The sequence below is a fragment of the Roseofilum sp. genome (genome assembly GCF_982964205.1).
Window position 1 is genome coordinate 1 of sequence record NZ_CEZBFX010000106.1, and the last position, 18,189, is coordinate 18,189.

General features: G+C 46.0%; 22 protein-coding genes, 1 tRNA gene and 2 pseudogenes. 14 read left to right on the forward strand and 11 right to left on the reverse strand.

Going from position 1 to position 18,189, the window contains the following annotated elements; translation table 11 throughout:
- From AC3A14_RS19730 to psbV, 8 genes are all read right to left on the reverse strand, one after another.
- Positions 1-340, reverse strand: a 340-nt coding sequence (locus tag AC3A14_RS19730) for a tetratricopeptide repeat protein (RefSeq protein WP_487779120.1), incomplete at its 3' end; no start/stop codon positions are given.
- Positions 321-617, reverse strand: coding sequence for a hypothetical protein (locus AC3A14_RS19735; protein ID WP_318733879.1), 297 nt, complete (start codon positions 615-617; stop codon positions 321-323). The genes AC3A14_RS19730 and AC3A14_RS19735, both read right to left, overlap by 20 nt.
- Positions 618-861: 244 nt before the next feature.
- A complete protein-coding gene (locus tag AC3A14_RS19740; RefSeq protein ID WP_318733877.1) occupies positions 862-1,026 on the reverse strand; it encodes a hypothetical protein in 165 nt (54 codons plus the stop codon).
- A gap of 3 nt (positions 1,027-1,029) precedes the next feature.
- Positions 1,030-1,386 (reverse strand): DUF5615 family PIN-like protein, encoded by a 357-nt coding sequence (locus AC3A14_RS19745; RefSeq protein WP_318733875.1) that lies wholly within the window; start codon positions 1,384-1,386, stop codon positions 1,030-1,032.
- On the reverse strand, positions 1,383-1,625 hold the full coding sequence (locus tag AC3A14_RS19750; protein WP_413039135.1) for a DUF433 domain-containing protein: 243 nt from the start codon (positions 1,623-1,625) through the stop codon (positions 1,383-1,385). The genes AC3A14_RS19745 and AC3A14_RS19750 overlap by 4 nt, the downstream gene beginning before the upstream one ends.
- A 144-nt stretch (positions 1,626-1,769) precedes the next feature.
- Positions 1,770-2,378: a Uma2 family endonuclease gene (locus AC3A14_RS19755; protein ID WP_318733871.1), complete on the reverse strand. Its 609-nt coding sequence runs from the start codon at positions 2,376-2,378 to the stop codon at positions 1,770-1,772.
- A gap of 153 nt (positions 2,379-2,531) precedes the next feature.
- A complete protein-coding gene (gene psbV2, locus AC3A14_RS19760; protein WP_318733869.1) occupies positions 2,532-3,080 on the reverse strand; it encodes a photosystem II cytochrome PsbV2 in 549 nt (182 codons plus the stop codon).
- A 108-nt stretch (positions 3,081-3,188) separates the two neighbouring features.
- A complete protein-coding gene (psbV, locus tag AC3A14_RS19765) occupies positions 3,189-3,680 on the reverse strand; it encodes a photosystem II cytochrome c-550 (RefSeq protein ID WP_318733867.1) in 492 nt (163 codons plus the stop codon).
- A 554-nt stretch (positions 3,681-4,234) separates the two neighbouring features.
- Here psbV and AC3A14_RS19770 point away from each other — a divergent pair.
- The 7 genes from AC3A14_RS19770 (at position 4,235) to AC3A14_RS19800 (ending at position 9,670) form a co-directional block, all read left to right on the forward strand.
- Positions 4,235-6,211 carry an AMP-dependent synthetase/ligase gene (locus AC3A14_RS19770; RefSeq protein WP_318733864.1) on the forward strand — a complete coding sequence of 659 codons (1,977 nt, stop codon included), beginning with the start codon at positions 4,235-4,237 and terminating at the stop codon, positions 6,209-6,211.
- A gap of 73 nt (positions 6,212-6,284) precedes the next feature.
- On the forward strand, positions 6,285-6,704 hold the full coding sequence (locus tag AC3A14_RS19775; RefSeq protein ID WP_271941925.1) for a YlqD family protein: 420 nt from the start codon (positions 6,285-6,287) through the stop codon (positions 6,702-6,704).
- A 116-nt stretch (positions 6,705-6,820) separates the two neighbouring features.
- Positions 6,821-8,080 (forward strand): dihydrolipoamide acetyltransferase family protein, encoded by a 1,260-nt coding sequence (locus AC3A14_RS19780; RefSeq protein ID WP_318733862.1) that lies wholly within the window; start codon positions 6,821-6,823, stop codon positions 8,078-8,080.
- Between the two features lie 101 nt (positions 8,081-8,181).
- Entirely contained in the window at positions 8,182-9,174 is a 993-nt protein-coding gene (locus AC3A14_RS19785; RefSeq protein WP_318733860.1) for a sirohydrochlorin chelatase, read from the forward strand.
- Positions 9,171-9,395, forward strand: coding sequence for a regulatory protein SipA (sipA, locus tag AC3A14_RS19790; RefSeq protein WP_318733858.1), 225 nt, complete (start codon positions 9,171-9,173; stop codon positions 9,393-9,395). The genes AC3A14_RS19785 and sipA overlap by 4 nt, the downstream gene beginning before the upstream one ends.
- A 13-nt stretch (positions 9,396-9,408) precedes the next feature.
- The gene (locus AC3A14_RS19795) at positions 9,409-9,606 is read left to right on the forward strand and encodes a hypothetical protein (RefSeq protein ID WP_318736861.1); all 198 of its coding nucleotides are present in this window, start codon (positions 9,409-9,411) and stop codon (positions 9,604-9,606) included.
- Positions 9,597-9,670 (forward strand) — tRNA-Asp (locus tag AC3A14_RS19800). Before AC3A14_RS19795 ends, AC3A14_RS19800 begins: the two co-directional genes overlap by 10 nt.
- 153 nt (positions 9,671-9,823) lie before the next feature.
- Here the strand turns inward: AC3A14_RS19800 and msrA are convergent.
- Positions 9,824-10,492 carry a peptide-methionine (S)-S-oxide reductase MsrA gene (gene msrA, locus AC3A14_RS19805; protein ID WP_318733856.1) on the reverse strand — a complete coding sequence of 223 codons (669 nt, stop codon included), beginning with the start codon at positions 10,490-10,492 and terminating at the stop codon, positions 9,824-9,826.
- Positions 10,493-10,715: 223 nt separating this feature from the next.
- Between msrA and ppk2 the strand changes: the two genes are divergently transcribed.
- From ppk2 to prfC, 3 genes are all read left to right on the forward strand, one after another.
- Positions 10,716-11,531, forward strand: a complete 816-nt coding sequence (ppk2, locus tag AC3A14_RS19810) for a polyphosphate kinase 2 (protein WP_318733854.1) — start codon at positions 10,716-10,718, stop codon at positions 11,529-11,531.
- A gap of 75 nt (positions 11,532-11,606) precedes the next feature.
- The gene (locus AC3A14_RS19815) at positions 11,607-12,125 is read left to right on the forward strand and encodes a DUF1993 domain-containing protein (protein ID WP_413039136.1); all 519 of its coding nucleotides are present in this window, start codon (positions 11,607-11,609) and stop codon (positions 12,123-12,125) included.
- A gap of 66 nt (positions 12,126-12,191) precedes the next feature.
- A complete protein-coding gene (prfC, locus tag AC3A14_RS19820; RefSeq protein WP_318700425.1) occupies positions 12,192-13,808 on the forward strand; it encodes a peptide chain release factor 3 in 1,617 nt (538 codons plus the stop codon).
- A 79-nt stretch (positions 13,809-13,887) separates the two neighbouring features.
- Here prfC and AC3A14_RS19825 read toward each other — a convergent pair.
- Positions 13,888-14,362: pseudogene (locus AC3A14_RS19825) on the reverse strand (hypothetical protein).
- Positions 14,363-14,605: 243 nt separating this feature from the next.
- Between AC3A14_RS19825 and mazE the strand changes: the two are divergent.
- Both mazE and AC3A14_RS19835 read left to right on the forward strand, forming a co-directional pair.
- Positions 14,606-14,830 (forward strand): type II toxin-antitoxin system MazE family antitoxin, encoded by a 225-nt coding sequence (gene mazE, locus AC3A14_RS19830; protein WP_318700423.1) that lies wholly within the window; start codon positions 14,606-14,608, stop codon positions 14,828-14,830.
- Complete coding sequence (locus AC3A14_RS19835; protein ID WP_318700422.1) at positions 14,823-15,200, forward strand: type II toxin-antitoxin system PemK/MazF family toxin; 378 nt, start codon at positions 14,823-14,825, stop codon at positions 15,198-15,200. The genes mazE and AC3A14_RS19835 overlap by 8 nt, the downstream gene beginning before the upstream one ends.
- Before the next feature lie 28 nt (positions 15,201-15,228).
- On the opposite strand, the pseudogene AC3A14_RS19840 reads toward AC3A14_RS19835, so the two are convergent.
- Positions 15,229-15,396 (reverse strand): annotated as a pseudogene (locus AC3A14_RS19840) (NAD(P)/FAD-dependent oxidoreductase); the annotation flags it as partial.
- 33 nt (positions 15,397-15,429) lie between these two features.
- Between AC3A14_RS19840 and AC3A14_RS19845 the strand changes: the two are divergent.
- Together AC3A14_RS19845 and AC3A14_RS19850 are read left to right on the forward strand one after the other, a co-directional pair.
- The gene (locus AC3A14_RS19845; protein WP_318719882.1) at positions 15,430-16,947 is read left to right on the forward strand and encodes an eCIS core domain-containing protein; all 1,518 of its coding nucleotides are present in this window, start codon (positions 15,430-15,432) and stop codon (positions 16,945-16,947) included.
- Positions 16,948-16,986: 39 nt separating this feature from the next.
- Complete coding sequence (locus tag AC3A14_RS19850) at positions 16,987-17,955, forward strand: polyprenyl synthetase family protein (RefSeq protein WP_318700419.1); 969 nt, start codon at positions 16,987-16,989, stop codon at positions 17,953-17,955.
- Positions 17,956-18,189: the final 234 nt, after the last annotated feature.

Consider the following 18,189-nt stretch of genomic DNA (forward strand, 5'->3'; position numbering starts at 1 on the left):
TCAACGTCACGGCTTCTCCCCCTCTATCTTCCACTGCTATGTAAATGGGCAAGGCCTGTTCGTAATACTTTATCGCCTCTTGCACTTCTCCGATGCTGTAGTAAACTGTTCCCAAATTAGTCAACGTCACGGCTTCTCCCCCTCGGTCTTCCACTGCTCGGTGAAGGGATAAGGCTTGTTCGTAATAGGCGATCGCTCGTTGCGGTTGACCAATGCTGTGGTGAACTAACCCCAAGTTATTCAACGTCGTCGCTTCTCCTGATCCGTCTTCTACTGTTCGGTAAAGGGGTAGGGCTTGTTCGTCGGCTTCTATGGCAACTTTAGGTTTTCCTAATATCATAGGAATTACGACCAATAAATAACCATGCAACGGCTTCAACTTCTGTAATTTCTAATGCTTGCGAAATGGCTAAAACTTGCTGCCAAACTTCTATAGCTTCTTGTGATTTTCCTCGTTGTTGCAGTTGAATTGCTTGATCCGTTAACTGTTGTATGGCTACCCAAATTTCCTCCGCCGAAGGTTGCTGACTTTGCGCCCAACTGGGTTGCTCTGCCACCGTCACCATTACCGGAGTCATCCACACTCCCAGCGCTACCAGAGTTCCGACGATTCTCATATCAATGAACAATGAACAATGAACAGCGATCGCTCGTTTCTATTGTATCGAAAATTTCTCTGGCGGGGATGTTGTGGGTCATGGCCAGGGGAACGGAGTGTAGGGAAGCTATCTCATATTACCGCAGGGGGCTGAGATTGCTTTATTCCGCTTCGCTTCATTCGCAATGACTTGATCTGTCATTGCGAGCGGAACGGAGTGTAGCGAAGCCATCTCAATAAGTCTCCAAGAGTATGAGATGGCTTCACTTCGTTCGCCATGACATTGGGGAACACAGGGTGCGAGAAGTGCAAAGAAACCGGGTTTCTCGCTCCTCTCCATCGCAGGGTGCATCTGTGGGAAGAAACCCGGTTTCTAACAGCCGCAAGAAGCACAGAGTACGAATCAGTTCTTGTGCTGATTTTTTCATCCTTCAGATCTCCATGTTCCGAATCCGAATTGTGGTAGGAGCGATTACAGTAAAAGCACCAGGGAGTCGATCCGCGTATTGAGCGATTGCATTCGCAATTATCGTTACCTTACTCTCATTCGATAATCCGAGCAACCGAATTAAGATTACCCCAGATGTAACACGCCCTAAACGGAAAACTAGCTCCCCAAAATCCTTATCTCCAGTTAATAACAGAGCATTTTCTTGGTTAGCTAAATCAAGTACTTTATCATCAGAAATTCCTGGCTCCATTTCGACAACATACCAAACTCTATGACCATCTTTTCTCAGGCGATCGACAATGAGTTCATTAATATTTTCATCTGCTAACAATTTCACGAAGCTACATCCAAAACTGGATACACCACATCCGCTTTTAAGGCTTCAGCAGCAAAGGCAAGGGCGGCGAGGATAGACTGGCGATCGAGTCTAGGATAAGCTTGCAAGAGTTGCTCCTGAGTTTCGCCAGCAGCAAGACTTTCTAGAATCAGTTCAACGGTAATTCGAGTTCCCCAAATCGTGGGTTTTCCCATCATAATTTGAGGATCGGAAACAATGAGTTTTTGGTATTCCTGCATCATGTACAAGCAATCCATAATGGTCACATCTATTATATCGTAGTGCCATGACACAGCATCATCTTGATATTGCCAGAAGTACAAAGAAACCGGGTTTGTAGCTCTTCATCTTTTCTCGCGATCGCATCGATCTTGACAGAAAACCTAAGACCAAATGCGTTCCATTGAAAGCGTAAACCCAGGCAAAACCGCTTCTCCCGATAAAGCGATCGCATTTTCCACCCCTTCCACCACTTGATTCGCCCGATAAATTTCCACTCGCTTATTCTTCGGATCGATCAGCCATCCCAACTGAGTACCATTATCGATATATTCCTGCATCTTAGTCCGCAGATCTTTAAGGCTATCTGTCTTAGAACGTAGCTCCACAACAAAGTCAGGACATAGAGGAATAAAGCCTTCCCTCTGTTCGGGTGTTAGCGCTTCCCATTTATCTTTCCTTACAAAAGACGCATCCGGCGATCGGTTGGCTCCATTGGGCAGCTCAAATCCAGTTGATGAGTCAAAATATTCCCCTAACTTCTGATTTGCTTCACCCCAAATACCGAGCTGAGTGCCGATTTTCGCATTTCGTTTACCGGTTTCGCCACCTGTGGGTGGATTGACAATCAGTTCTCCTGTAGCAGTGCGTTCAAGTCTGAGATCGCGATTTACCCTAACCAATGCCACAAACTGTTCCCGTGTCACCTGGAGCAGTAGCTGGTGAGGTAATTGGAGTAGAAGCGGTTTAGGTTGGGGAGGAGCCTGTACCATCAGAATTCACCTTATATCAATTAACAATTAAAGTATCGGGTGAGGTGGGCAGGGTCTGCTTGTAAAATTTGAATGATGTCGTTTATCCTCCTGCCCACCCTACCCCACTCCCTCATTCCCCTATTCCCTATTCCCTATTCCCCATTCCCTAATCTAAAACTCTCCAGCGCCCCAACCTTCAACTTCTTGAGCCGCACGAATCAGAAAAGCCGATAAATTTTCCAGTTCTTCAGAAGACATCCACTCTGGACTCACTTCACGGCAGGCATATTTTTGATAGTCCCCTTTTTGTTTTAAGGGAGCGCGTAGATAACCCACCATGTTATTGATGTTATCCAAGGGAGGAGTAGAATTGTGCAGAGACTCTAAAGACAAGGACTCATAGTCACTCAGCAAGGTGGTGCCCCCTAAATGACAATTTTCACAATTTTTGTTAAACAGAGTTTTCCCTTCCGATAACTGATCTGGGGTCACCGTTTGCGTATTACCTGCCGTATCTAAGGGAATTTCTACCGGATCGAAGGCTTTTAGGAAACGGATGACATAGCGATCTGAAGCCAAAGCTGAAGGGGTGGCTAGAGTCCAGAGTAAACCGATGGTTAAGGCGATCGCCACCACTGGACGCAGCCAACACCTCCATTGTCGCCCACTCTCAGCCAAAAAAACGTTTAAACCCAATTTGAATCGAGGGAAATTAATCATGAACTTTAGATAAATCAACATTAAGAGCAGCAGTACTCAAGACTGCTGCTATTGAACTGGAAAAAGTGCCACTCCTACCCCCAGGAGTCGGAGCGCCTCTTTTGAGAATTAACGAGTATTTTTACCCGCTCCCCACTGATTCGGACGCACATTCATTTCCACCAGAATATAAGAGCCGATCGCTTTTAAATCGTCATCACTCAGGTTTCTCATTTCTGGGAAAATATCCGCACTCCGAGTACTCGGATGGAGTTCATAAATTTCAATCTCTCCATCATAGGTGGTGGGATTCTGCATATAGTCAACTAAAGCCGCTAGATTATCACGGGGGGGTTCTGCTCCAGCCATAGCCTCAATACCCAATCCCACATTCGGGTTGGTTTTGGTCATCCCTGTTCCATGACACTGGGAACAAGTATCCACAAACAGTCTCTTCCCTAACACATACTCATCTTGAGTAATTGTTGTGGTCTCACCTGCTTGATTCACGGGAATAGTGCGGTTCTTTTCCGAAATATTGGCAGCCGTCGCACTCCCGACAACAACGTTCAGGGCCAGAAATACAGTGGCTAATATCAGCACAATGTATCGTTTCAGCATGGTTCTCCCTCAAAGACTATGACATTTTGTTATTGGAATTTTCAACACTTTGGCCTACCCAAGACCCATGAGGAGTTAAAATACCTACTGGACTTGGGATTGTTACCCTCTATGTCGATCTTCATTTTGACATCCTCACCGCCCTGGAAGGACGGTGATTCCCAAACCTCACGATTTGGGTTCCTGCTTCTGTCCCTTGCGGGTTTTTCGCAACAGCGTTCTAGGGCACAATGCCTTTCGAGTCTGACATTCGCTCCACAGGCTGAAACGGTGTGTCTCACCGCTAAAAGCACAATATGAATATCATGCCACTGCGGGGTCTTTAGACCAACTCTCCGGTCAGATTTTCACCAACATTAAACGAAAATAGGTTGATGCATAGTCTAGGCATTTTGTCAATAGGCAGAGAATAGGCAGTAGGAGTGAAAAATAGGCAAGCTCCTACTCAGGGTTTGAGCCTTTGATCGTGTGGTTTTTCCTATTTCCTATTCCCGACTGCCGACTCTCCACTGTCTTATACACTGGAACAAACTGAGTGTGGGATTAGAACAAAGATGAGTAATGGGTTTGTGGCATCTGATTATCCGAATCTGTCAGTGCTAGAAAAGGCGAATTTAAGTCATGCTGTGAATTATAGTCACCTAGGATCGATCGCCCAAATTTGGCCGATCGCCGCCCAAAAGTTTGGCGATATTGTCGCGCTCGAAGATATCCATAGCCAACAGAAGGTCAGCCTAACCTATAGCCAGATGTACGAGCAAATGCAACAGGTGGCGATCGCTCTGCAACAAATAGGTGTTAATCCTGGCGATCGCATTGCCCTGTTTGCCGATAATAGCCCCCGATGGTTTGTCGTTGACCAAGGGATTATGATGGCTGGAGCCGCCAATGCGGTGCGAAGTTCCCAAGCAGATATCGACGAATTGCTCTATATCCTCCAAGATAGCGGCAGCAGTTTTCTGATTGTGGAAAATCTCAAAACCCTGGATAAACTGGCTCCTCGCTTAAACTCGATTACTCTACAAGCGATTATCCTCCTTAGTGATGAAGACCCACCCATTTCTTCTGGTGAGGCTCCTCTATATCTTAATTTTGGGCAATTATGCGACCGTGCCCAGGGACAATCCTATCAACCAGTAGAACACAACCCCAAGCAGTTAGCGACGCTCATTTATACGTCTGGAACTACGGGAAAACCCAAGGGTGCGATGCTCTCCCATCGTAATTTGCTCTATCAAGTCAGTACTTTGGCAGTTGTGGTGGCTCCCGATCCGGGCGATCGCATTTTAAGCATTCTTCCCTCTTGGCATGTGTACGAGCGCACGATCGAGTACTATCTGCTCTCCCAAGGTTGTTCCCAGAGATACACCAATATCCGCAACTTCAAACAAGACCTAAAAAACTATAAACCCCATTACATGGTAGGTGTGCCTCGGTTGTGGGAATCTATTTATGAAGGTATTCAGAAAGAATTTCGGGAACAGCCCCAAAGTCGGCAAAAATTAATCCAAACCTTTCTCGGATTTTCGGAAGACTATGTTTCGGCCAAACGGATTAAGGAACAACTAGAGTTAGAGAATCTCAACCCATCTGCTTCAGAACGTACCTCAGCTACCATTAAGGCGGCGCTACTGGCTCCTTTACATTATTTAGGCGATCGCCTGATTTATCAAAAAGTTCGCCAAGCCACAGGTGGACAGATGAAACAAGTCATTAGTGGAGGAGGTTCCTTAGCCAAGCATATTGATAAGTTCTTTGAAATGATTAACTTTGAGATTTTAGTTGGCTATGGTTTAACCGAAACGGCTCCAGTACTCACCGCTCGGCGCTGCGATCGCAATTTACGCGGATCGTCCGGTACACCCCTACCCGGCACTGAAGTGCGAATTATCGAGCCAAACACACGCCAACCCCTGCCCCAAGGCGATCGGGGATTGATTGTGGCTAGAGGCCCCCAAATTATGCAAGGCTATTATGGGAATATTCAAGCCACGGCTAAGGCCATTGACTCTGACGGATGGTTTGATACCGGAGATTTAGGCTTCCTCACCCCAGAGGGACAACTGGTGATTACCGGAAGAGCTAAAGATACCATTGTTTTAACCAATGGGGAAAATATCGAACCCCAACCCATTGAAGATGCTTGTACCCGCAGTCCGTATATCGATCAAATGATGCTTGTGGGGCAAGATCGGCGATCGCTCGGAGCCTTAATTGTGCCCAATGTCGAAGCCCTAGAGACCTGGGTCAAACACCATCATCCTGGCGATCGGGCAATTGCCCAAACCCTTGAGGATAGTACCTTGCAGCTCAACTTCGATCATGAAGCCATTCAAGAGCTGTTCCGAGCCGAACTCAACCGGGAAGTCAAAAATCGCCCAGGGTATCGCCCCGATGACCGTATTGGCCCCTTCCGTTTGATTACTGAACCCTTCTCCATTAACAATGGCATGATGACCCAAACCTTGAAAATCAAACGTCCCATTGTGAGAGAACAGTATCGCGATATGATTAACGGGATGTTCACTTAATCATCTTCAGAAACAGGATCGCCTGTTTTGACCCTCAATTGCACTGGACTTACACAGCGTGAATTTGCTAAACATGGATACCCAAAACCTGCTGCTCAAACGACCCGTTCGGATTAAAGTCATTGTGACTTCTCGATGGAAGGAAGAAGTTCAAGAACAACTCCAAAATCAACTCAACCAAATGGATACACAAATTCAACAGGTAGAGATGCAGGGCCAGAGCATGATTACCAATATGCAAACCCAAAATCCCCAACAGGTTACCCAGATTCAAGCCCAGTTGAATCAGAAGAAAAACGAGTTGCTGCAACAAAAAAATCAACTTCTAAACCAACTGAATCAGGTACAAACCCTAGAGTTAGATAAGGAAGTCGATCAAGGTCAAATGGATAGCTTCTTTACCATTACCCCAGGAGAAAACTTGATCCAGAAAATGCAGGTGGAAATTGTCCTCCGAGATGGGGTGGTCGAAGAAATTCGAGGTCAGATTTAGCCGAAATATAGACTTCTGGAAGAAGTCAGGCAAAAGGCAAAAAGCAAAAGGAAATAGGGAGCCACTGGTTTTTCCTATTCCCTATTACCCAATTAAATTTTAAGGATAACAGTGCCATGATTCATGAAGTGTTCATGCCTGCCCTCAGTTCTACCATGACTGAAGGCAAAATTGTTTCTTGGGAAAAGTCCCTAGGGGACAAAATTGAGAAAGGAGAAACCGTCGTTATTGTCGAGTCCGATAAGGCAGACATGGATGTGGAATCCTTTTATGAAGGCTATCTCGCCACCATTATTGTAGATGCAGGTGGGGTTGCACCGGTAGGAGAAGCGATCGCCTTCATTGCCGAAACCGAAGCTGAAATTGAAACCGCTAAACAACAAGCCAAAAGCGCTCCCGCCGCTACCCCAGCCCCAGCCCCTGCGCCAGCTCCTGTTGCTGCCGCACCCGCTCCTGTTGCCGCAACAGCTCGCAGCAATGGCCGTACCATTGCTTCTCCTCGCGCCCGGAAATTGGCTAAAGACTTAAAGGTGGATTTAGCGACTTTAGTCGGAAGTGGCCCCCATGGACGCATCGTAGCCCAAGATGTCGAAAGTGCGGCTGGTGTGGCCCCCAGTGTAGCGCCGATCGCTGCTCCTGCCCCTGTTGCCGCTCCCAAACCTGTGGCTGCTCCAGCTCCAGTTCCGAAACCCGCAGTTACCCCCGGTCAGGTGGTACGCTTCAATACGTTGCAACAGGCTGTTGTCCGCAACATGGTGGCGAGTTTAGCAGTGCCCACGTTCCATGTTGCTTACAGCATTACCACTGATAACCTGGATCGGCTCTATAAACAGATTAAGTCTAAGGGCGTTACCATGACCGCTCTGCTAGCTAAAGCAGTGGCTGTGGTTCTGGCTAAACATCCCATCGTTAATGCCGGTTATACCGAAGAAGGCATCCAATATCCCTCCAATATTAATGTAGCGATCGCGGTTGCCATGGATGATGGCGGCTTAATTACTCCAGTACTACAAAATGCCGATCGACTCGATATTTATTCCCTCTCGCGCACCTGGAAAGATTTAGTCGCTCGTTCTCGCTCCAAGCAGTTACAACCAGTAGAATACAATAGTGGAACCTTCACCCTCTCCAATTTGGGAATGTTTGGTGTAGATCAATTTGACGCTATTTTACCCCCAGGTCAAGGTTCAATTCTTGCCATTGGTGCCTCTAAACCCCAAGTGGTAGCCATGGACAATGGTTTAATGGGTGTGCGCCGACAAATGACAGTGAATATTACCTGCGATCATCGTATTATCTACGGTGCAGATGCAGCCGCATTCCTTAAAGATTTAGCCGATTTAATTGAAAATAATCCCGAATCTTTAACCCTGTAGGAGGGCGATTCCCTCTAGATCGCGAGGGAATGTCTACACCTAGAATAACTCGACCTTATCCCCCATCCCTGCATAGCCCTCTGCCATAGGATTAACGTACTATGCCAGAGGGTTATCGTATCTTACGAGCTATCATGCAACTTCAACTTAAACCGTCTTCAATTCAATTATCTCCCTTGCCCATCAACCGTCCGTTGTTGATGATTGGCCATGGGAGCCGAGATCGCGAGGGGCGAGAGGCATTTATCGATTTTGCGGCTGCCTATGAAGCTCTAGACCCTTCTCGACCCGTAATTCCTTGTTTTTTGGAGTTAACAGAACCCACCATTCTAGAAGGCGTTAAACGCTGTGTAGAGCAAGGGTATACGGAAGTGTCTGCGCTGCCGATTTTGTTATTTGCTGCCCGCCATAATAAATTTGATGTCACCAATGCCTTGGATGCAGCCCGGTTAGAGTATCCGCACGTGACATTTCACTATGGTCGGCATTTTGGGATTACGCCCAGTATTTTAGAGTTATGGGGCGATCGCCTAACTGCCCTGGATACCCCAGAGTATCCCCGCGCTGACACCGTACTCCTCTTTGTGGGGCGCGGATCGAGCGATCCAGATGCCAATGGAGATGTTTATAAGTTAGCCCGTATGGTGTGGGAAGGAAGCGGTTATCAAACCGTCGAAACCTGTTTCATCGGTATTACCCATCCTCGCCTAGAAGAAGGGTTTCGTCGCGCTCGCCTCTATCAGCCGAAGCGAATTATCGTGTTACCCTATTTCTTATTCACTGGGGTATTGGTGAAGAAAATTGCCGATATCACTGCCGAGCAACAGGAACAGTTTCCAGAGATTAACCATGTGTGCTTATCTGAGATGGGAATCGATCCTCATTTAATGCATCTGGTGCGCGATCGCGAAATTGAAACCCAATTGGGACAAGTACAGATGAACTGTGAGTTATGCAAATTCCGGTTAGCTGCTCTCGGTGATGGCGATCATTCCCACGATCGCAGCCATCATCACCATCATCACGATCATCCCCCAGTCGATCCCTATGCCGATCCTCAAGCCTATCATCAACGGATTTGGCAAGTACCATGAGTGAATCAAAAACCTTTCAAGTCGGCGATCGTGTGCGCGTGATTGCCCTTCCGCCCTACGTCAAAACCGCCGAACCCATGCCCATGCTTCGCCCTCCCGATGTCGTTCAACTCGGTGAAGAAGGCACAATTCTTGACTGTCGTCCCGGAGGCTATTGGGGCGTTCGCTTTGCTGGAGGGGCATTTCTGATGGATAGCCAATACATCGAAGTCATTTCCTGACGGAGATAGGGAGATGGGGAAGACGCTGGGACACGGAGATGCGGAAACCTCTTTCCTAATTCCCCATTCCCCATTCCCTATTCCCCATTCCCCATTCCCCATTCCCCATTCCCCATTCCCCATTCCCTATTCCCAAAATTTTTTCCCCATCTCCTTGACAAACCCCAAAATTCATGTAATTATAGATATTGGCTTGATTAAGGGACTGTAGTTCAATTGGTTAGAGCACCGCCCTGTCACGGCGGAAGTTGCGGGTTCGAGCCCCGTCAGTCCCGTTAACCCCTCTGAATAGAAAAACGTTTCTCCTAGACTCACTGCCCGGCAAAACGTCTAGGAGTTTTTAGTATTAAACAGCCGATAGGGTGGGCAGGATATCGTTGGTAGAATTTGAATCATATTGCAACCTTCTCCTGCCCATTCCCTATTCTCTAATTCCCTATTCCCTCACCCATCGTTACCCCTGGACAAGAAACCTTCGTTCCTCCCAACCCACAATAGCCACCAGGATTTTTAGCTAGATACTGTTGGTGATAGTCTTCAGCATAATAAAACTCAGGCGCGTCAAGAATTTCCGTCGTAATTTCGTTATATCCAGCTTTCTTAAGCGCCTCTTGGTAGACTTGGCGGGATTTTTCAGCCCGTTCTTTCTGAGCTTCAGAATAGACATAAATCCCAGAACGGTATTGGGTTCCCACGTCATTCCCTTGGCGCATTCCTTGGGTAGGATCGTGGCTTTCCCAGAAGACTTTGAGGAGACTTTCATAACTAATTTGCTGGGGGTCAAAAACCACTAGCACGACTTCGTTATGACCCGTTTTACCCGTACACACTTCATGGTAGTTGGGATTGGGGGTATATCCACCTGCATAACCCACAGCAGTGCTAAAGACTCCTGGTTGTTTCCAGAAACAGCGTTCTGCTCCCCAAAAACAGCCTAGGCCAAACACCGCCATTTCTAATCCCTCTGGGTAGGGAGGTTGAAGGGGGTTACCGTTAACAAAGTGTGTATCAGGTACAGGCATGGGGGTTTTACGCCCTGGTAAGGCTTCTTCAGGAGTGGGGAGGGTGGTTTTCTTACCTAATCCAAATAGAAACATAGATCAATTCTGACATAAGGGACTGCTTCTATTGTTACAAAACTTTGTGAAGTTGGCATGATGAGGAGTTGAGAATATGGTGAAGACAGGAAGAGGTAGGGAGACGGAGAAACTCCAAACTCAGAGATAGACTCGCCTCAACTCATGACTTATTACTCATTGCTGATACTGATTAATTCGTTCAGGATGATAGGCTAGGGGAGTAAATTGCCATGAGAAATGCATGGGAAAAAAGAAGAAAGCGAGTGGACCAAAACCGCGTAAACTCTCCAAGAAAAGATATGAATCTGAATTAACTCAGCTTCATGCTGAATTGGTGAAGTTGCAATATTGGGTACAAGCCAAAGGGCTAAGGATTATTATCGTCTTTGAAGGTCGGGATGCAGCCGGAAAAGGCGGTATTATTAAGCGCATAGTCGATCGCGTCAGTCCTAGGGTATTTCGCATCGTTGCCTTACCCACTCCTTCAGAACGGGAAAAAACTCAATTATATCTACAGCGTTATATTCAACATTTTCCCGCAGCCGGAGAAGTCGTCATTTTCGATCGCAGTTGGTACAATCGCGCTGGAGTTGAACGGGTGATGGGGTTTTGCACCGATAAGGAATATCAGCGTTTTTTGCACTATACCCCAACGTTTGAACAGATGATTGTCGATGCCGGCATTCAACTGATCAAGTATTGGTTGGATACGAGTATGGCAGAACAAGAGAGTCGATTTCAAGACCGAATTGACGATCCGCGTAAAATCTGGAAATTAAGCACCATGGATGTAGAATCCTATCGACGCTGGTATGATTATTCCCAGGCTAGGGATAAAATGTTAAGGGCAACAGACACTCATTTTGCTCCTTGGTATATTGTGCCGGCTGATGACAAGAAACGGGCCCGCCTCAATTGTATTTCCCATTTCCTCAGTTTGATTCCCTATGAAGAGTTGCCGATTAAACCGGTGAAACTGGGCAAGCGAGATCTGAGCAATCAATATGACGATCATTTGTCCTTAAAGGGTAGAAGGTTTATTCCTCAAAACTTCTAGATGATGGCTTATGATAGATCTCTGAGTTGGGTTGAGCAACGAAACGCAACTCATTCAACCTTTAAGGAGCGCCAAATGCCCAGTCAGAATATAGATTCGATCAAAACTATCTTCCAAAGTCGCCTAACCACTCTCGAACACCTCCTAAAGTCAGCATCGGATCATTTTAGTGGCAGTGAGTCGTTTCTTCACAAGCGGATTGCAACGGATATGCTTCCCTTCAGTACACAAGTTGCGTTCACCTGTAATCAACCCCGAAACTTTGCTTTATGGTGCGAGGGCAAACCGATGGATAATCTCGATCCAGACGTTATCTCTTTGGCACAGGCATACGAACATATAGCAAATACCCAGAAACTTGTTTCTGGCATTAATGTTGACGATCAAAAGCTAAGTGAATTGGCGCGCATCGATCTCAATGAGGGTCGTTACATCGAGCTGTCGGGTGATGCCTATGTGAACGAGTTTCTCATGCCAAACTTTTACTTTCATCTGGTTACAGCTTACGATATTCTTCGCATGGCTGGCGTGCCTATTGGTAAGCAAAATTACATGATACACTTAGTGCCACCGATCGAGTTGCCAAGCCAGTAGGGTGGCAGTGCTTACCCCTTGACTCCATTATTTTACCCATTACCAGCGCGAAGCGCTATATCCCTAATGTCTACCGATCTATCTACAGAAATACAAAACGCGGTTGATGGCCGGCGTAATTTTGCAATTATTTCTCACCCTGATGCGGGTAAAACCACGTTAACAGAAAAATTACTCCTCTATGGAGGGGCAATTCATGAAGCGGGGGCAGTGAAGGCAAGGGCAAGTCAGCGCCGAGCAACTTCAGATTGGATGGCAATGGAGCAACAACGGGGAATTTCGATTACTTCGACGGTGTTGCAGTTTGAGTATCAAGACTGTCAGATTAATTTATTGGATACTCCGGGACACCAGGATTTTAGTGAGGATACTTATCGCACGTTGGCGGCTGCGGATAATGCGGTGATGTTGGAGGATGCGGCGAAGGGGTTGGAGCCACAAACCCGCAAACTGTTTGAAGTCTGTCGAATGCGGAAAATTCCGATTTTTACGTTTTTTAATAAGATGGATCGTCCCACCCGCGAACCTCTAGAGTTGTTGGACGAAATTGAGCAGGAGTTGGGGTTAAAAACGTATCCGGTTAATTGGCCGATTGGTACGGGCGATCGCTTCCAAGGGGTGTACGATCGCCGTACCGAGGAAATCCATTTGTTTGAACGCAATGCCCATGGTAAACAAGCGGCAAAGGATACCATGATTCGCTTGGGCGATCCGCGCATTGAGGAGTTGTTAGACCAGGATTTGTATTATCAGCTTAAGGAAGATTTGGAATTGTTGGATGGGTTGGGGTCAGAGTTTGACTTAGACGAAATCCATGCGGGAGAACTAACCCCTGTGTTTTTTGGCAGTGCCATGACTAATTTTGGCGTGCAGTTGTTTTTAGATGCGTTTTTAGATTATGCGCTCAAACCGGGAGATCGCAAGAGTAACCAGGGTTTGATGTCCCCAGAGTATCCAGAGTTTACGGGGTTTGTGTTTAAGTTGCAGGCAAATATGGACCCGAAACACCGCGATCGCGTGGCATTTGTGCGAGTTTGTACGGGTAAGTTTGAAAAGGATATGACGGTCAGTCACGCTCGCACTGGGAAAACAGTGCGCCTCTCGCGCCCCCAGAAGCTGTTTGCTCAAGACCGAGGATCGGTGGATGTGGCGTATCCGGGGGATGTAATTGGGTTAAATAATCCTGGCGTGTTTGCGATCGGAGATACGATTTATACGGGTAAAAAATTGGAATATGAAGGTATTCCCTGTTTTTCCCCAGAATTATTTGCCTATTTGAGAAATCCCAATCCCTCCAAGTTTAAGCAATTCCATAAAGGGGTAACCCAATTGCGGGAAGAGGGAGCTGTACAGATTATGTATTCGAGTGATGAATCTAAGCGCGACCCGATTTTAGCTGCTGTGGGACAGTTGCAATTTGAGGTGGTGCAATTTCGACTGCTAAATGAATATGGGGTGGAAACGCGCACAGAACTCCTACCCTATTCTGTCGCTAGATGGGTACTCAATGGCTGGGAAATTTTGGACAAGATTGGCCGCTTATTTAATACGATGACAGTCAAGGATAATTGGGATCGACCGGTGTTGTTGTTTAAGAATGAGTGGAATTTTCAGCAAGTGCAAGGCGATCATCCAGAGCTGAAATTGAGTGCGATCGCGCCCTTATCCTCTGGAATGAATTAAAAATTCACAGTCATCTATGAATTCAGCAAACCCTACTTGGTTATTTATGGATCAAACCCCAAAAAGGAGTTGACTTTTGTCATATCGTACTAGGCTGCACCTGGTCGCACGAACCTATATTAACGCCCACTCCTGGCTGGAATTCATCCCAATTCTTACGGACTTGCTCGTAGCATTGAGGTGGTGTGATGGGTAGGTTTTTCAAGTAAAATAAGGTCGCCCTATCGAAAGACTCCAGCAACAATACAACCACAGAGGTTGTATCGTAATTATCGACAACTTCCAAGATGTGAGCAATCATAAAGTGATGGGGCAAAATTGCACTCTCAGAAGCCGCTAACCAGGCATTCAGGAACGGCGCAAGGCGAGAAAGTCTGACAAAATGGGTTTGGAATGATTCTCCGCCAACCCCCAATGTTGGAGAATTTGTGCTACAAGAGATCGCGCCGCGCTTCTGACTGAGATGACCAGCCCAGTGCGTTATAGCCAATGACCAACAAATTACTGGCAATAAAATCTTGATGCCAATTCGATCCATCGTTGGTTTCACTCATTAAAGATCTCTATGCATGAAAGTAAATCCAGTTGAGATTTAGGTTAAAGGTAACACCCACTGCCTGCAATTCATTGCGGATGCGATCGCCACTCGCGTCAACCTCTGCCCGAAAGCCTTGTTCTTGAAGTTGTTGGGCAGCAGCTTCAGGTGGTAGGCGAAACAGTACTATCTTGACAATTAGCGTAGGATTAGCTAGTATGATGATGTAGTCATACCCATCTGTCGCATACGGTTGGCAGCCATGAGTAAGAAAGTCAGCATAACCTTGGATGACGAAATTCTAGAGTTCGTAGATCGGTTAGCAAGCAATCGTAGCAGTTTCATAAATGATATTCTCTGGCAAGAAAAGAGGAGGATTTTTATGAAGGAGCTAGAAGATGCTTACAAAGATCAGGCTAATGACCCAGAGTTGCAACAGGAAATTTATGTATGGGATATTACAGTGGGCGATGGTTTAAATGCCTAACGGACACTTAACCTACAAGCGAGGGGAGATATGGTGGGTCGATCTACACCCTGTTGTTGGTCATGAGACTGATAAAAAGCGACCTTGTCTGATTTTGCAAAATGATATTGGCAACCAAAATGGGGCAACGACAATAGTTGCTCCATTGTTGCCTGGGGCAAGGACTTATCCGTTTGTTGTGAATATTACACCGACTGCCAAGAATGGATTAGATAACGATCGACACATCAACTTAAGTCAAATGAGAGCTGTGGATGCCCAGAGGATTAAAAATAAACAGGGTGATTTAGAGGAGATTTACTGGGAAGAGATTGAGAAAGCGGTATGTATTGAGCTTGGTTTTAGTTTAGCATTTAGGTCTTTCTCTTAGCATTGACCTTGTGTTAGTGCCTCCAAATCAAGGTTTCTCCTTCATCTGTCACCTCTTCAACAAAGCCTCGGAGATGATCCGCACTCCAGTCGATCGCCTGTTTGCTTCCATGATTAAGAATATTTCGACCGGGGGTATCGGGATCGAGTCCCACATAGTTGCGTAAATCTTGCATCCATAACGATCGCCCCTTACCTTACAATTAAGGGGATGCTTGCCAAAACCTGCCATGAGTCGCCAACATCAACCAAAGACTTCCGCTCACAAGGCAAAACCCCAGTTTGCTGCACCTCCTGTCATTCAGCCGAAAGCAACGAAGAAGAGGAAACCAGAACTTCCAGAGTGGAAACCCGGAGGGAGTGGTGCCGTAAGTCCTCTGCAACGGCTGATTGACAGCAAAGTTGCGCAAGCTAAGTTGACCATCGGTCAACCCAACGATCAGTATGAACAACAAGCAGATGCAGTAGCCAAAGATGTAGTACAGCGGATTAATTCGCCTGTTTCTGATGCACCCCAGGAAACACAGGAAAATAATTTGCAGATGAAATCCCTACTGCAACGCAAAGAAAGCCAAGAACCACCAGAAAATAAAACCGGATTACCCAATCGCTTGAAAGCTGGGGTAGAAACACTTTCTGGCATCTCTATAGATGATGTCAAAGTGCATTATAATTCCCCTGAGCCTGCTAAATTACAGGCTGCTGCTTACACAGAAGGAACAGACATTCATGTAGCCCCAAAACAGGAAAAACACCTTGCTCACGAGGCCTGGCACGTTGTACAACAAAAACAAGCGAGGGTCAAACCTTCTGTGCAACTCAAAGGGATTAAAGCCAATGTAGATTCTAAGTTAGAGCAAGAAGCCGATGTCATGGGAGCAAAAGCGGCTCGTCTTTCCAATGTCGTTTCTCGCTTGCCGGAGCGTAATCAAGTAGAATTGAGTCGGGAACAGCTAGGACAAGCTTCAGCGATCCAAGCTCAACCCGTGAAACAATTTAAAAATGGGGGTAGTAGCAGCAGTGGCACAGAAAGCGGAACATCAGAGAAACCAACATACGATGTAGACCGGGACAACCAACAATTCCCATCCAGTAACAGTAAATTGACTGATAAAGTGTTGGAAAACCCCAAATATGCAAAGATCCCAAAAGATTCAAAGATACCAGCCGTTACTGTAAAGTGCTTCAATCTTGAACCTGTGCGTGTTGAGGAAGTCAGCACTTGGTTTGACTTAGGAACAGAGATATCTCGTAAAGAAGTACCCACTGTTCTTTACCGACCAAAATCTGAAAAGGTCGTTTATCATACCACGAAAAAAGAGGATGTCGAGTCTATTGTGTCGAATGGTTTAGACCCAAGCTATGGGGGTAAAAAGGGAGCGGTGGGAACAGTAGGAGAGGCCAATGCACGCGATTATGTTTATTTAGGCCACGATATTGTTGTCGCTAAACAGGTTGCTCAGAACTTTTACGGGGATGACGATGGAATAATGACAATTTTGAAAGTCACTATTACTCCAGATATTCTCTTTGTTCGAGATCCAGATATGACCAGTGCTGTCAGAACAACAGCTAAATTAACAAATATTGAACCATTCGCTAATACTTATAGTTTTGAAGGGGCTGGACCTCTACGAAATAGAATTGAGGGAGGTCGTCATTTCGAGTGGGATCCAAATGAGCAAACGGACGCACTAACACTGAGAAAACTTGAACAGAAACAGAAAAAGAAAGATAAAAAAAGATAAAAAAGGAATGTAAAGAGGGTGGGAGAATTTTAGTCAAAGATGAATCAACTTTCTGTGGATTTAAAGGAGATTTTGGCGGAAATTCGTCATTGTGCTATAGATATCACGCAACAAGAGTGGCAGGAATTGGGGGATGCGATCGACAAATTTCTGCCCAACCCCCTTAACCCCTTTTTTCTGCTTCCTATGGTGACTGGGATAGGATGTCATGGGAAACGAGAGGAACTGACTCGCACTGCTGCTGTGGTGACGCTTTTGGATGTTTGTTTTAGAATTATGGATGATTGCGCGGATCGGGACGATCCGACTTCTTTGGATCGTCAGGTGGGTATGGGTCGGGCAATTCATTATGCCATGGCAATCAATGCGATCGCCACTCAGGAATTATTGAACTTTGCGATCGCGCCACCCAGTTCCAGTGACTTAATCCCATATTATTTTCAATCATTCCTGCAAGTTTGCCAAGGACAAGACCGAGATTTAAAAACCAATGTCAACTCCTTGCAAGAGTATCAAGACCTGATTAAACTCAAAACCCTACCTGCTTATCAATTTGCCACCGTTATCGGTGCTTGTGTAGCTGCTGCTGACCCCCAACAACTGAATGCTGCTGCTGAATTTGGTCAACATTTAGGATGGATGACCCAAATGTTAGATGATATTGAATCGATTTGGTTTCCCACTGTGGAAAATCAACGAGAAATCGAAAAAAAAACATTTCCAGTTCTTTTGGGTTTATCCCTCGATCATCCTAACGCAGAACGTTTAGAAAAGATGTTTCACCAAAAACAATACCACAGGAAGACAATCTGCACATTGCTGGATGAAATGGATATTCGGACTCGCTTAATTCATTCAGCACTAAATCATCGAGATGAAGCCCTTAAATCTCTTGAGAATTTACCCAATTCAGAAGGAAAAGCAATCTTACAAATTTGGCTTGATTGGTATTTGGGTCAGGGAGAACGGTTATTGCAACCCATTGAACCCGATAGTGTTAGTCCATAGAAAACAAGTGACAACTGTTTCTCTCATCAGAGACTCTATTTTTGAAAACCAATCCCCTATTGAATCAAAGCTTAAGGGGTGACAAGGTAGCTCAAAGGTCGCTATAGCGACCTTTTTCGGTGGTATTTTGCTAAAAACATCAACTGAAAGGTCGCGATCGCATAACCATAGCATCAGGTTATCCCTCTTCTGTCACTCTCCGAGAATGAAGATAGAATAAAATAGAGTATCAAT

Bases quoted from the DNA above. Each gene is read 5' to 3' on its own strand.
- AC3A14_RS19750 (WP_413039135.1), bottom strand. From the start codon at position 1,625: ATGCAGGAATACCAAAAACTCATTGTTTCCGATCCTCAAATTATGATG.
- AC3A14_RS19845 (WP_318719882.1), top strand. From the start codon at position 15,430: ATGAGTCGCCAACATCAACCAAAGACTTCCGCTCACAAGGCAAAACCC.
- AC3A14_RS19835 (WP_318700422.1), top strand. From the start codon at position 14,823: ATGCCTAACGGACACTTAACCTACAAGCGAGGGGAGATATGGTGGGTC.
- AC3A14_RS19770 (WP_318733864.1), top strand. From the start codon at position 4,235: ATGAGTAATGGGTTTGTGGCATCTGATTATCCGAATCTGTCAGTGCTA.
- AC3A14_RS19815 (WP_413039136.1), top strand. From the start codon at position 11,607: ATGCCCAGTCAGAATATAGATTCGATCAAAACTATCTTCCAAAGTCGC.
- psbV (WP_318733867.1), bottom strand. From the start codon at position 3,680: ATGCTGAAACGATACATTGTGCTGATATTAGCCACTGTATTTCTGGCC.
- psbV2 (WP_318733869.1), bottom strand. From the start codon at position 3,080: ATGATTAATTTCCCTCGATTCAAATTGGGTTTAAACGTTTTTTTGGCT.
- AC3A14_RS19735 (WP_318733879.1), bottom strand. From the start codon at position 617: ATGAGAATCGTCGGAACTCTGGTAGCGCTGGGAGTGTGGATGACTCCG.
- sipA (WP_318733858.1), top strand. From the start codon at position 9,171: ATGAGTGAATCAAAAACCTTTCAAGTCGGCGATCGTGTGCGCGTGATT.
- mazE (WP_318700423.1), top strand. From the start codon at position 14,606: ATGAGTAAGAAAGTCAGCATAACCTTGGATGACGAAATTCTAGAGTTC.
- AC3A14_RS19785 (WP_318733860.1), top strand. From the start codon at position 8,182: ATGCCAGAGGGTTATCGTATCTTACGAGCTATCATGCAACTTCAACTT.
- AC3A14_RS19850 (WP_318700419.1), top strand. From the start codon at position 16,987: ATGAATCAACTTTCTGTGGATTTAAAGGAGATTTTGGCGGAAATTCGT.
- AC3A14_RS19775 (WP_271941925.1), top strand. From the start codon at position 6,285: ATGGATACCCAAAACCTGCTGCTCAAACGACCCGTTCGGATTAAAGTC.
- AC3A14_RS19740 (WP_318733877.1), bottom strand. From the start codon at position 1,026: ATGAAAAAATCAGCACAAGAACTGATTCGTACTCTGTGCTTCTTGCGG.
- AC3A14_RS19795 (WP_318736861.1), top strand. From the start codon at position 9,409: ATGGGGAAGACGCTGGGACACGGAGATGCGGAAACCTCTTTCCTAATT.
- prfC (WP_318700425.1), top strand. From the start codon at position 12,192: ATGTCTACCGATCTATCTACAGAAATACAAAACGCGGTTGATGGCCGG.
- AC3A14_RS19755 (WP_318733871.1), bottom strand. From the start codon at position 2,378: ATGGTACAGGCTCCTCCCCAACCTAAACCGCTTCTACTCCAATTACCT.
- msrA (WP_318733856.1), bottom strand. From the start codon at position 10,492: ATGTTTCTATTTGGATTAGGTAAGAAAACCACCCTCCCCACTCCTGAA.
- ppk2 (WP_318733854.1), top strand. From the start codon at position 10,716: ATGGGAAAAAAGAAGAAAGCGAGTGGACCAAAACCGCGTAAACTCTCC.
- AC3A14_RS19780 (WP_318733862.1), top strand. From the start codon at position 6,821: ATGATTCATGAAGTGTTCATGCCTGCCCTCAGTTCTACCATGACTGAA.